The sequence below is a fragment of the Natrialba asiatica DSM 12278 genome, assembly GCF_000337555.1.
In the GTDB taxonomy this organism is placed as follows: Archaea; Halobacteriota; Halobacteria; order Halobacteriales; family Natrialbaceae; genus Natrialba; species Natrialba asiatica.
Genome location: NZ_AOIO01000023.1, coordinates 88,087 through 100,313 on the forward strand (window position 1 = coordinate 88,087; position 12,227 = coordinate 100,313).

Consider the following 12,227-nt stretch of genomic DNA (forward strand, 5'->3'; position numbering starts at 1 on the left):
CGTGACGAGGGCGGAGACGAAGCGCGGCTATGGCCGGTAAAAATTGGAAGAAGTGTGATCGGCGTCAGGGTTGTTGGGTATGCTTACAACCCGTTAAATCCATCAACGGAGATGTCGCCGACGTTGATGTTGTCACCGGACTCGGCGGATACGTCTTCGATTTCGTTTTCGTTCGTCTGTTCGACGAGCTGCACCTGGTTCACTTCAGCATCCGAATAGCTGAACGTGGAGCTGTGGTAACCGACGGAGAACGGACTGGATGATGACTCAGCAACGCCTACCTGCGCGTTGTTGTTCTCCTGGTCGACATCGATGTCAACCGTCGCGTCGCCGGTGGTCTGGTTAACGTCGTTCTGTGCTGCGGCAGTCCCGGCGAATCCCATAAACATGAGTCCGCCGAGGAGCGCTACCGTCAGTGTAATTGCGAGTGTTCGCTTCATAGTTTTGATGTTCCTGAGGCACGCAACACACGGTGGACTCCGGTCGTAAGTGACGACCTCCACTCGGTGTGACGCGTTGCCCGGTTCCAACGCACTATCGAGGGGAACTTGAACCCGAACAACGGTTTCACGGTGAATACTTCGATTAGGCCCGCTGAAGCCGGACCTATCGTCGTGTGTCTGGACCTACACATCCTCAGAAACCGGTAATTCGGCGGATTGAAGGGGTGATACGCACCGAGTCGGTCGACAGACACAGCCACACGAGACAATCACTCACCCGCTTCTGACTGTAACGCGGTCGTACGGTTCCAGCACCGCTAACGACCGACTTTGCCGGCTGAAACAGTCACTGAACTCGAACCGTCGGGTCGATTTAGTACCGGTGAACGCGCGTCGTTTGACAAGCTGGCTTCGAAAGAGGATTTATCACAACACACGTCCAGTTTCTCGCGCTCGAAGTCTGCTCCTTCGGCTAATAAGCCACCCGCTTCCACGCAGTAGGGACTTCCATCGACCCGGCAACTACCAGATAACAAAGTCTATCATCGGGATACGACGTTTTGCGCCGTGGAGGTACAGAAACAAAAGACTCTCACGGCACAGATCAAACGAAACATGAGTACCACAACGACGAGACGGTCACAATATACGACCGTCCTGATGGCGTGTATCGTCGCCCTATCGATGCTCGCTGTGGGCGCCCCCGCAGCCGCAGCCGGTGAGGACACTACACCGAGTTCGAACGGCGTACACACGCTCGACAACGGTGAGGAACTGTATCTCGTCTTCGGTGCCGATCTCGACGGGATGACACTCGACGAGTACATCGAGTCCCACGCGTCGGGAGAGACCGATGCCGAAGTGAGCCAGTACCAAGACGTCGACCAGGTTAACATCAACCAACAGTCGAACGCGACCTCCATCTCGATCGACGGTGGCGAGGCAACCGCGATCCAGGAGGCAAACCAGTACAACGACAACGAACAGTTCGGCGAGGCGCTCGCCGGATCCGGGATGGCCGAGTCGACCTCCTTCGAGGATGTCGGAACCGTCAACGTCGTCATCGGGGACGGTGACGGCAAGCAGTTCGACGGCTGGGGTATTGCCGACAAGAAAGGTGACAAGGGTGAAGTCGACCCCGACCAGGCTGCCCAAGCCGAAGTCACCCAGAGCCAGGTCGTTGGACAGCTGAACTACAACGAGCAAAACACCGCGTTCGCCCTCGCGGCGAACAACAGTGAAGCGCTCTCGATCCAGCAGTCCCAGCAGACCAACCAGAACCTTCAGCAAGGTGCCGCAAACGCCACGAACGTCTACGCGGGCGGCGGCGAGTTCCTCGATCAGTCGGCCGAGGCCACCGTCGAGCAGGCCCAGAACGTCGATCAGATGAACTACAACGAGCAGGACAGCGCGGTCGCAATCGCCGTTGGGAACAACAGCACTGCGACGGCGATCCAGCTCACCGAGCAGACCAACTTCAACGGGCAGATCGGCGAAGCCCAGGCTGAGAACATCCTCTCGACCATGCCCGGCATGGCCATCGCCACCGCGGGCGTCGACAACCCCGAGATGATGGACGAAGCCGCACAGGCGGCCGAGACGCTCGGTGAAGAGTCGGACAAGAAGGACGACGACCACCACAAGAAGGACAAGGGCGTTCAGACGGCGACCTCCGGTGTCACCCAGGCACAGGAAGTCGAACAGATGAACGTCAACCTCCAGAGCACTGCGATGGCGATCGCGACCAACGGCAGCGAGGCCACCGCGGTTCAGCTGGCCCACCAGCAGAACATCAACACGCAGGTCGGGTTCGCTGACGCGCTGAACGTCTACGCCGGCCCGGGCTACATGCACGACAGTGTCATCTACTCCGACACGACGAGCATGACCCTCGGCGGCGGCGACGTCGAAGGTGCACCGGGTATCGCGTTCGACTACGACGCACAGCAGACCAACGAGGTCGAGCAGGAAGCGAGCGCACAGATCGAACAGGTCCAGTACGTGCTCCAGGAGAACATCAACGAGCAGCAGGCCGCCATCGCCGTCGCCGAAGACGGTGGCACCGCTGACTCCGCACAGGTAGCCCTCCAGGAGAACGAAAACGTCCAGTTCGGCGCTGTCGCCGCAACAAATGTCTGGGTCGGCGCGTAATCCGCTACGTTAGCACCCATTCAACGCGACCTCGACTATTCAACAGCATCGTTTCTTCTGTTTCTTTCCCGCCGCTCGGTCGTCACAAGTCGGCGTCTACTCGTCATCGACTGTCAGCGTATGCGCACGCGCGAGACGGTAACAGTGACAGCGCCACAATACTGATCAGCGGCGAAACCGACTCGTAGCGGAACCGTTCGTAGCCCGATACCGCATAACGGAACCGACACTACACCGTCAGCCTCGATCTCGGTCCCGAGTTCAAGCATGCAGTACCGGACCGGCAACCAAAAAGGACGGATCGCTACTGGTAGTTGTCGCGGCTGTTCAGAACGGGAACCAGTCGTCAGCGACGCCGTCGCCACCTTCATCGCCGCTGTTCACTTCATCGAACAGTCCGTCACCGAACTCGGCGATCGCCGAAGGCATCGACTCGGGTATCTCCGGGACGTCCGTTCCCGTTTCGGACGTTTCGTTGACGATTGATTCCTCGAGTATCTCCTGTGAACTCTCGTTGGAGATCGTCTCGTTGACCTCGACGGAGTCCGAGGACGACTGGGCTGAAACTGCCGCAGTGAACCCGGCACCGATCACTACCGTAAGGAGACCAACGATGAGTACCAGTGAAACTGTGCGCGAACGCGAAGCGAACCAGTGTGTTTGACTCATGAATATGACGCTGCCCGAGGGGCACTCGTGGCTCACCGTCGACGGTAATAGTCGTCCGTGGCAGTTGCACGGCCATCGTCACCTTTCATCCCGATAGGCAAACCCTTGTGACAGCCGGCAGCAGTCGACAGCCCTGCCGGCCGATATCGTCAATCAACCCGACCACACCATCAACGCGGCACCGTTGTGCTAGCCATAACTGCGTAATTCCTTCCTACTCAATGACGGTGTGCAATCTTGCAGTCAACAACACTAGCTGAGGGACAGCAGAACCGATCTCTCAGGAGTTTCTCTCCCGTCGGAGAAAGGCGTCATTGGACACTCTCCCCGTTCTGACCGTTCGTATCCCGTGAGAAAAGGCCATTACGCGCGCTCGTGTGCTGGCGGTATGGCCCTACACCCGGATGGTCGTGAGCTAGACCGACGCACGTTCATCACGCTCAGCGCCGCCGGCGGTCTCCTCACCCTCTCCGGCTGTCTCAGCGGCACCACATGGCCGGATGGATCGTCAGACGACGACCCGCCGAACTCCCAGACAGCCGGCGACCTCGACTCGATCTCCGATGACTCCGACGCGATCGATCGATTCGAACGCCGATCCAGCGGAGACGACTGGACCGTCGCGGATGGCGCATACGGCATTCGCATCGAAAACACGACCGACGAGGATCTCCCGGTCACGCTTCGACTCGACCACGACGGCGACTCGGTCCTCGATCGGGAAGTCATCATCCCGGCCGCGAGCGAACTCGTGATAGAACTGTCCAGTGGCGGCACCTACGACACGGCGATCGAAGCTGACGGACTGGAGAGCGAAACGACCACCACCTGGTCGCCCGACGACTGCGAAACCGGGACGACGGAGCTGACCATCGGAACCGGCGGCATCGAAACGGACACGTCGATCTCGTGTTAAAACGGATCGCCCTCGAGGATGTCCAACCGATTATTCTTCACTCGATTAGTCAAACTGTGTGGGAGTTGGCAAGATACCAATACCCCCGTTAGCTGTATCGCTGGCTCCCACACCCCGTTTGGCTGTGAATACTTATTGTCGAAGGATAACTTATTTAGTATCGTACACACAGACCTGTGCTATGAACGTTCACACGCCCGTAACAAGCGGTGTTCACCCGCGAGTTTTGCTCATCGGCGCGAGTGCGAGAACGGTCGAATCGGTCGGCAAGACAGCGACGACTCGTGACCGTCGACGACACGCAACACGCGGATCCGATCTATGCCACTAATCGACGACGACGGCAACCTCCTCGGCGTCATCAACGTCATCGACGCACTCGTCGTCGTCCTGTTGCTCGTGGTCGTCGCCGCCGGCATCGGCCTCGTCATAAGCGTAAACTCGGACGGGGAGCCGGCCGCAGGGGCGGGTCCGAACGGTGACCCGGAGACGCGATACGTCACGCTCGAGTTGCGTTCCCAACCCGACTACGTCGCGGACCGACTCGACGAAAACGAAACCGCTGCCATCGCCGGTACCGACGACAACATCACCCTCACCGACGTCTTCGTGACCGCGCCGACGGTCAACGAGACCCAGACCGTTCGCGTCCGCGCAGCGGTCGAGGGCCTGACCGACGACGACACCCACGATCGCAACCACTTCCGCGTCGGCGGTGACCCGCTCCGGATCGGCGACGGACTCCGCCTCGACCTGGGCTGGCACGCCACGAACGTCACCGTCACCGATCTCAGCACCGAGGGCGAGACGCTCGCAATCGAACGGACGACGACCGTCGTCGATGTCGAACTCGACAACGTTGATCCCAACGTCGCGGACGAACTCGCAGAAAACATGACCGAAACAGTCCGCGGCGAGACGATCGCGACCATCGAATCCGTCGAGCGCGAACCGGCGACCGTGATCATCGAAAGCGACGACGGGAACATCTACGAGCGCGAACACCCGCGGAACGAGCGCGTCACCCTCACGGTCGAGTTACGGACCACCGAACACGAACGCGAAACCGGCACCCGGTTCCGGGGTGAACGACTCGGGGCCGGAACCACTATTGCACTGGACCTCGACACGACGACTGTCAGCGGAACCGTTACGGACATCGAGTGACGCCGGTGTTTGTGCGTCGTCTATGGTCGACTCAGAAATCGAGCACCCGGAGCCAGTCGAACGCGCTCAGCGATCACTGACGAGTTCAGCTCACCGGAAGCCGGGGGAAATCCGTGGCTGATTCACGGGACGAGCCACCAGCGGATTCTCGAGTGGAGAACGAGCAGCCGTCCGTCCGCGATCGCGTCGAGACCGTCGTCGCGAACTCGCGACTCACACCCACACCCATCGGCTCGTTGCTGTCACGGGTCGGTTCGCGAGTCCGAACGCGGGTCCGGAACTGGACCGCGAACTCGCGGCTCGCTGCCCTCGGGCCGTCGCTCTCGCGGCGCGGATCCACGCTTCGAAGCGGTGTCGCGAACTCGCGGCTGGCCGCCGTCGGCGCGACCTGGAAGGGTTACCTGGAGTCCACGTACTGCTATCGCTGGCTGACGACGGAGCCGGAGCCCGAGGTCATCGTCATCGACCTCCGCGAGACGCGAGCGGTCGGCCCGATCATCCGGCTCGTCGATCGCGTGGTGGGCGACCTCGCGACCGCACTGGAAACGTCCGGCGTTGCTCGACGGGGACGGAACCTGCGGGTCGCAATTCGTGCACGGCCGATCCGCGTGACGAGTCTGGTCGTTCTTCCGGCGATCGCTGCGTCGCTGCTCGCCTCGATCGTCGCCGGGAGCGGGGGATCGATATCGACGCCCGTCGTCGTTGGACACCTGCTCGTCGCCGGTCTGGCGGCGATCGGCACTCGCTCCCGGCGAAGTCTGGCTGCCCTGCTGGATACCCGCGCCGGACAGGTGCTCGTCGCGGCGTTCGAACCGCCGGCACCGCCGGCCCGAGTGAACTCGCACCAGCAGCGGCAAGGGGAGCACGACCACCAGCCCCGCACGGAATCCCCGCCGGAGCAGCGCGAGCAGTGATCGCAACCGCTCGCTGAACTCGGTTACTCACCGTCTTCTCGGCGACTTTGGATACCACCCTCGAACGAGTCGAGACGACTCGGCGTGCGAGTTCGCGCGCCTGGAGTTCTTCGATGCGGGCCTTATTCGCGCCGGTACGGTTGCGCGTGGCGTCGGCGAGCGCGTCGATTTGTGGAGTCGAGCGGCGTGATCGTGGCGGGCGTGCTCGTGCGTCTCCAAGCGGTCGTCGTGCTCGGCGAGACGAGCCTGGAGGGCGTCGAGGCGGTCCATCGCCGTTTCGAGTCGGGCTTCCAAGGTCGCGATTCGGTCGTCCTTGCGCCGGAGTTCGGCCTCCAGTGTTTCGACGCGCTCGCGAAGGGTGTCAGTCATCTCGCTCCTCCTGGGTGTCGGTCCGTCGCGAGTCGTCCTCGAACCGGTCCGGATCCGGGCCGGAGTAGGTCGTCACGCCCTCGGGCCGATAGGGGATCGCCGCCTCGGGGCCGATCAGAAGCAGGCCGATCCGACTGGTCTCGGCTCTGATCTCGCGGAGGCGACGCCGAACCTCCCGGCGTTGTGTCGCGTCGAGCTCGTCGAGCGCCGGCGCGTCCGGTGGCGTCGTCTTGACGAGGAGCGCCCTCGTGAGCCGGTCGATGGCTTCGAGGTGGGTCTCGAGTGGGTCGTTCGGGTCGATCGCGTACTGCCGGTCGGGGCTTTCATTACCCCGTGTCTCATCGTTTGACATGGCTTCCGTAGGGGAATTACGGGAGCTTCTCGCGGACTCGGTGTCTGCAGCACCGATCCGCATTTTCGACATTCTAGAGCGTCGAATCCGCGTATAGCGTCCCTACTAAGACGTACAGATTCATGTTACTTAGTTTCTAGTATATATGTCTCACATATGGATTATATGTCTCAACAAGCGTCCGATCCGGTGCAATTAATCACCAAACAGATGACCACCGAGACATGCGGGCCCGCGTATCGTGGATGAACGAGGCTGACGATGCGATTTTAGAGTATCTTCAAGAACTGGAGACCGATGCGGGCCATCGAATTGCACTTCCACCAACGACCGTTTGGTACAATCTTGTCGAAGAACTCGGCGTTCTCGACCGAAGCCAAAATACCGTCTCTCGGCGGATGAACGTCCTTTCAGATGCTGACTTGCTCGAAAAGACCGATGAAAAACGCGGCTACTATCGAATCACAGATCGCGGTCTTGCCTATCTTCGCGGTGAGCTTGCTGCAAGTGAACTCGGGCAATGTAACGACTAGAAGAGAGACGTTAAGACTGTCAGTAGGCCATAACAAGCTGGTTGAAATATGGGCTTTGGTGAATCGCCAGACGACGTTAGACTAAGCGGTTTTAGAGGGTCTATTGCAGAGTCTAATTACCGTGCTATCATTGATCTCATTGGAATTGTAACTCAATTGTCTCAGAGTAGCGTCTCACACCACCGGATCTCGCCACCATAAGGCAATGCTGTCTAATGATTCACCAGAGCCAAAATATACCAATTGGGAAGTGTTAAACGCAAATAGAACCACTAGGAACGTGTTACTCGGCTAGAACAACGACGAAAATTTATACCTGGGTTGGATACAAGCGGAGAAGGCCGCATTCGCCGATTCAATTTCGACTATGTCCACTGCTGACGATGACAATATAGACCTGACATGGCGTGAGAAGGGGCAGGCCCTGTATCGCGTTGCAAAGTTCCAACCGCGATTCGCTATCGCGGTGATCACTCTGAGTGTTGTTGCAGCAATCCTCGAAGGATTTGGGCTGAGTTTCATCATGCCCATCATAGAGATTGCACAAAGCAATGCGTCCGCAGAAGAATCCGGAAGCTTACTCGGAATCTTTCTCTCCATCTATGAGACAGTCGGAGTTCCGTTTACTCTGGGATATCTGGTTGTGGGCGTCGCCCTTGTGATGACAGTACGTTTCACTACGTCCTTTCTGGTAGGTTGGTTCCGTGCAGCGATCGAAACGAGATACGTTAGATTCCTACAGGAAGAAGCCTTCAACCATGCACTAGATGCTGAAGTTGCATATTTCGATGAAGAGGGTTCTGATGATATTCTAAATGCAATCGTGACACAAGCAGAATATGCTGGTAGGGTTATTAGGTATACACTCCAGGCGATCGAACAAGGATTGCTTGCCTTCATGTATTTTCTTCTTGCATTCTTACTCTCGCCGGTTCTTACAGTCCTCACGGGGGCCTTTCTTGGATTCACGACATTATTCTTTAGGAACATTCTCGATACTGGCTACTCGCTTGGAGACGAGGTCGCAGAGGCGAAAGAAGAAATTCAATCAAATGCACAAGCGGGTACACAAGGCGTCCGAGAAGTGAAAGTATTCGGCCTCATTGACGAACTGAGAGCCGAATTTGCAACAGCAGTAGATAAATTCGAGCGGAATAGAATCAAACTTCTTCGAAATGAATCCGCAATTACAAACTTCTATCAGTTGACGACTGCTGTGACTGTCTTTGTCCTTATATATCTCGCATTGGCCTTCTCATCAATGTCTATCGGTGAGTTGGGAATCTTTCTCTTTGCGATGTTCCGACTTGGGCCAAAGGTGAGCAACCTGAATAAGCACGTGTATCGTGTTGAAGGTGAACTTCCCCATCTCGTTCGAACACAGGAGTTTGTTGATGAATTAAAACGTAATCATGAACCGATAGATGACTCTCAACCGATTCCGAGATCAATCAACAAAATCGAATTTAATAATGTTCAATTCAGTTATAATAAAAGTGATGAGATAGTACTTCAGGGAGTCTCCTTTGGATTTGATAGTAGCGATTTTGTTGCCTTTGTTGGACCATCTGGAGCGGGAAAATCGACAATTGCTTCTCTGTTAGCTCGAATGTACGAACCCGACAGCGGAGAAATCCGAGCAGATGGGAAGCCAATTGACGAATTCGATATTAAAGATTGGCGATCCCGTGTGACTATTGTCCGCCAGGATCCACACATGTTCAATGATACACTCCGATGGAATGTAACGGTTGGGAACCGAGATGCAACGCAGGCAGAAGTTGAGGAAGTTTGTGAAATTGCGCAGGTGGCTGAATTTCTGGATGAACTACCGAATGGTTACGATACCGTACTTGGCGATCAGGGGGTGAAATTATCTGGTGGACAGCGTCAACGGGTGGCTATTGCCCGGGCACTGTTGAAGAATGCTGATCTACTCATTCTAGATGAAGCAACGAGTGACTTGGACACATCGCTGGAACAGTCAGTTCACGATGGAATTGAAATGATGGACAGAGATTATGCGATGCTCGTAATAGCACATCGTCTATCTACGGTCACAAATGCTGATCGCATTTATACAATGGAAAGTGGACATATTGTCGAATCAGGCGAACATAGTGCTTTATTGGAAGAGAACGGGACGTATAAGGAACTATACTCGTTACAATCTGTCCAGTAATAGACTTAAAGAGATCACTTGTACCCCAAACTTTCTAGCCTTTCTTCAAGGTCGGGTAATTCACTAGGTTTTTCGCTTTCCAAGTCATCTGTTATCTGATTTACTTTCGGTATTGTGGTACTCTCCAATAATCCCTTTGCTGTAGAGTTGAGGTTACCCTGAACACGCTTTGTTCCATCCTTGCGGCGAATACCATACCCTGTTTTAGTAGTTACTCGAACAGCGCTATTGGATTTTGACACTACTGTTCTATCATCGGTATCTCTTAAGCATTTAGCGTGAGATAGATTCTGTATCTCCCAGTCAAGTTCTGATGCAAGTGTTGGAAGTAAGTCAGCATTTTGTACGAGATGACTATAAGATCCACTCATATTTCCTGAGAATTTTACAAGAAGAGGAACCTGTACAAGTGAATCAATCGGGTCAGCATCCCACATATGGTTATAGACACCGTGTTCACCGAACGCCTCACCATGATCAGACATGATTACAATAATGCTATTGTCCCACCGGTTCTGATCCTTCATATAAGAAAAGAGTGAATATAACGAGCGGTCAAGGTATCGGACGGTTTCTCCATACATTGAACGCAGAAACGCAAGATCTGATTCATTGGCGTCTCCTTGTTTGAACCTCACGTTCATTTGGTCGATTGCTTCCCTAGCATGATCCACATTTAGATCTTTGTCTGTTATTCGATCTGGCCGAAAAGGATAGTGGGGATCCATAAAATGAGCCCAGAAGAGACCCCGGTTCTCAGACATCGCTTTGCGGACCTGAGTTGTGAGATCATTTGCGATACCGGTCTTAGGGATAAGCTCCATACCAGTTTGGTTTGTGAACCGCTTGTAGCCGGAGCGTAGAAGTGAGGATTGACTACCGATACGTTTAATCGTTCTAAGGAGACCATCTGACGTAGTAGTGCTGCCAATATCAGATAGATCGTCCGAAAAAGAATTGAATCCGCGACTATACCCACGTTCGGGTCGTAAATGAGGATTATTCGTGATCGCCCACGAATACCCATCATATTCCTCAGAAATAGTCGGGAACTCAGAGGGGAGTGACCCATCTTCAGTTACTGTTCGGCCTGTAACGATACTTGGGAACGAAAATGGTGTCGCAACCCCGTTAGATAACGCATTTTCGAAGGTTATGAATTCAGACTCAAATATTGACCAACAGGTTGGAAAATAGCTTTTTGTGAAATGGTCTTTTCGAAGAGAATCGATCGTGAAGAGAAATATTTCTGTATTTGTCATAATTGTCGTTCTATTCACAAGTTTGGGTGGTATATAGTTGTTCAAATTGCGGGATGACTTCAGAGTTGCGGTACTTCTCAATTCGTTGTTTTGCTCTTAACGAGCATGCTAAGAGTGACTGCTGATCAAGTATAGAGAGCAGACCCTTTGAGAGACTAATAGTATCTTGTTCCGTTATAATTCCTGCATCGCCTATGATATCACCTACACTGCCAACATCCGTTGAGACAACGGGAGTTCCTGTGGCCATTGCCTCCAAGAATACACGTCCGAAAGGTTCGTTCCATCGACCCGGATAGAGAAAGACATCGTGATTTGCATAGATTGTAGGAAGTTGGGTGTATGGCATTTGACCTTTGAGTTCAACTACATCCCCCATACTTCTTTCTTGTATACTTTTTTCTAAAGACTCTCTTAGAGGTCCCTCACCGACGACTGTAAGTGATACATCCGCTTGTTTGTGAACTTGAGAAAATACATTAATAAGTCGATCTACCCCTTTTGATTTTTTAAGGGACCCGATATATAGAATTTTAAATTGTTCTTCAAAATCCGTTTGATGATTTATATCGAATCTACCATCTAAAATATTCGGTATTACCGATATTTTGTCTGTCTCAAACCCAAATGAAGAGTATGTTTCTTTCACATGAGGCGAAAGTGCCTGAAATCCATCGATGTTGCTAAGTTGCTTTTCACCCATATTTATTAACCGGAGTGACAGCAATTCACTAGCGGACTGATACAGATAATTACTGTGTTTGAATCCAGTTTTCGTGACGCAATTCAAACATTTAAGTAAAGATTTTCTCTCACACTGTTTTTGATTCAGATAAAGAAGGTCGTTTTTTGGGCATATACCGCTATAAGCATTTAGAGAGATAATTGTTCTAACATCATCACATTCTCCGACTTTAGCAAGAGCAGGGATTAATGGTGTTAAATAGCTGTGTACTACATCAAATTCACGGAACTCGTCAATACGAGTGATCACCTCTTTATTGAGAAGTGTATTCGTATGTGGATGATTGCTAGTTCCAGCCAAATGTCGTAATTCTAGGTCATTTGTTTTCGGGTTCTCTTCTGGAAAACGAGTACAGTAAACACAAACATCATGTCCAGAATTTACAAGACCTGTAACGATTTGTGTAGCGGAGTGGGTTGCTCCAGTTCCCTCCGCGGAGGGAAAACGAGGATGAATGAAGGCGATCTGCATTATAAGCAATTGAGAGCGGACAGTGGAATATCTTTCGTCATTTGTAGGTATCC

Annotated in this window: 12 protein-coding genes; 6 read left to right on the plus strand and 6 right to left on the minus strand. The window is 53.9% G+C overall.

Translation table 11 applies throughout. The annotated features are described in order from the left end of the window. Positions 1-83 precede the first annotated feature (83 nt). Complete coding sequence (locus C481_RS09615) at positions 84-503, minus strand: hypothetical protein (protein ID WP_241434673.1); 420 nt, start codon at positions 501-503, stop codon at positions 84-86. Between the two features lie 555 nt (positions 504-1,058). Between C481_RS09615 and C481_RS09620 the strand changes: the two genes are divergently transcribed. After that, positions 1,059-2,594, plus strand: a complete 1,536-nt coding sequence (locus tag C481_RS09620) for a hypothetical protein (protein WP_394295605.1) — start codon at positions 1,059-1,061, stop codon at positions 2,592-2,594. A gap of 327 nt (positions 2,595-2,921) precedes the next feature. Here the strand turns inward: C481_RS09620 and C481_RS09625 are convergent, their stop codons facing one another. Continuing rightward, positions 2,922-3,188 (minus strand): hypothetical protein, encoded by a 267-nt coding sequence (locus C481_RS09625; RefSeq protein ID WP_006108999.1) that lies wholly within the window; start codon positions 3,186-3,188, stop codon positions 2,922-2,924. A gap of 463 nt (positions 3,189-3,651) precedes the next feature. Between C481_RS09625 and C481_RS09630 the strand changes: the two genes are divergently transcribed. The 3 genes from C481_RS09630 (at position 3,652) to C481_RS09640 (ending at position 6,260) form a co-directional block, all read left to right on the plus strand. Beyond that, entirely contained in the window at positions 3,652-4,179 is a 528-nt protein-coding gene (locus C481_RS09630) for a hypothetical protein (protein WP_006109000.1), read from the plus strand. Between the two features lie 321 nt (positions 4,180-4,500). Continuing rightward, positions 4,501-5,346, plus strand: a complete 846-nt coding sequence (locus C481_RS09635) for a DUF4330 family protein (RefSeq protein WP_006109001.1) — start codon at positions 4,501-4,503, stop codon at positions 5,344-5,346. Positions 5,347-5,459: 113 nt separating this feature from the next. After that, positions 5,460-6,260 (plus strand): hypothetical protein, encoded by an 801-nt coding sequence (locus C481_RS09640; RefSeq protein ID WP_152422164.1) that lies wholly within the window; start codon positions 5,460-5,462, stop codon positions 6,258-6,260. A gap of 27 nt (positions 6,261-6,287) precedes the next feature. Here C481_RS09640 and C481_RS09645 read toward each other — a convergent pair whose 3' ends face one another. Next, complete coding sequence (locus tag C481_RS09645; RefSeq protein ID WP_006109003.1) at positions 6,288-6,629, minus strand: coiled-coil domain-containing protein; 342 nt, start codon at positions 6,627-6,629, stop codon at positions 6,288-6,290. Beyond that, positions 6,622-6,981, minus strand: coding sequence for a hypothetical protein (locus C481_RS09650; protein ID WP_006109004.1), 360 nt, complete (start codon positions 6,979-6,981; stop codon positions 6,622-6,624). The genes C481_RS09645 and C481_RS09650 overlap by 8 nt, the downstream gene beginning before the upstream one ends. A gap of 245 nt (positions 6,982-7,226) precedes the next feature. On the opposite strand from C481_RS09650, the gene C481_RS09655 reads away from it, so the two are divergent. Next, entirely contained in the window at positions 7,227-7,514 is a 288-nt protein-coding gene (locus C481_RS09655) for a hypothetical protein (RefSeq protein ID WP_006109005.1), read from the plus strand. A gap of 367 nt (positions 7,515-7,881) precedes the next feature. Beyond that, positions 7,882-9,696, plus strand: a complete 1,815-nt coding sequence (locus tag C481_RS09660) for an ABC transporter ATP-binding protein (RefSeq protein WP_006109006.1) — start codon at positions 7,882-7,884, stop codon at positions 9,694-9,696. 14 nt (positions 9,697-9,710) lie between these two features. On the opposite strand, the gene C481_RS21210 is transcribed toward C481_RS09660, so the two are convergent. Together C481_RS21210 and C481_RS09665 are read right to left on the minus strand one after the other, a co-directional pair. After that, on the minus strand, positions 9,711-10,958 hold the full coding sequence (locus C481_RS21210; protein WP_006109007.1) for a sulfatase-like hydrolase/transferase: 1,248 nt from the start codon (positions 10,956-10,958) through the stop codon (positions 9,711-9,713). A gap of 10 nt (positions 10,959-10,968) precedes the next feature. Further along, positions 10,969-12,174, minus strand: a complete 1,206-nt coding sequence (locus C481_RS09665; protein WP_006109008.1) for a glycosyltransferase family 4 protein — start codon at positions 12,172-12,174, stop codon at positions 10,969-10,971. Positions 12,175-12,227 lie beyond the last annotated feature (53 nt).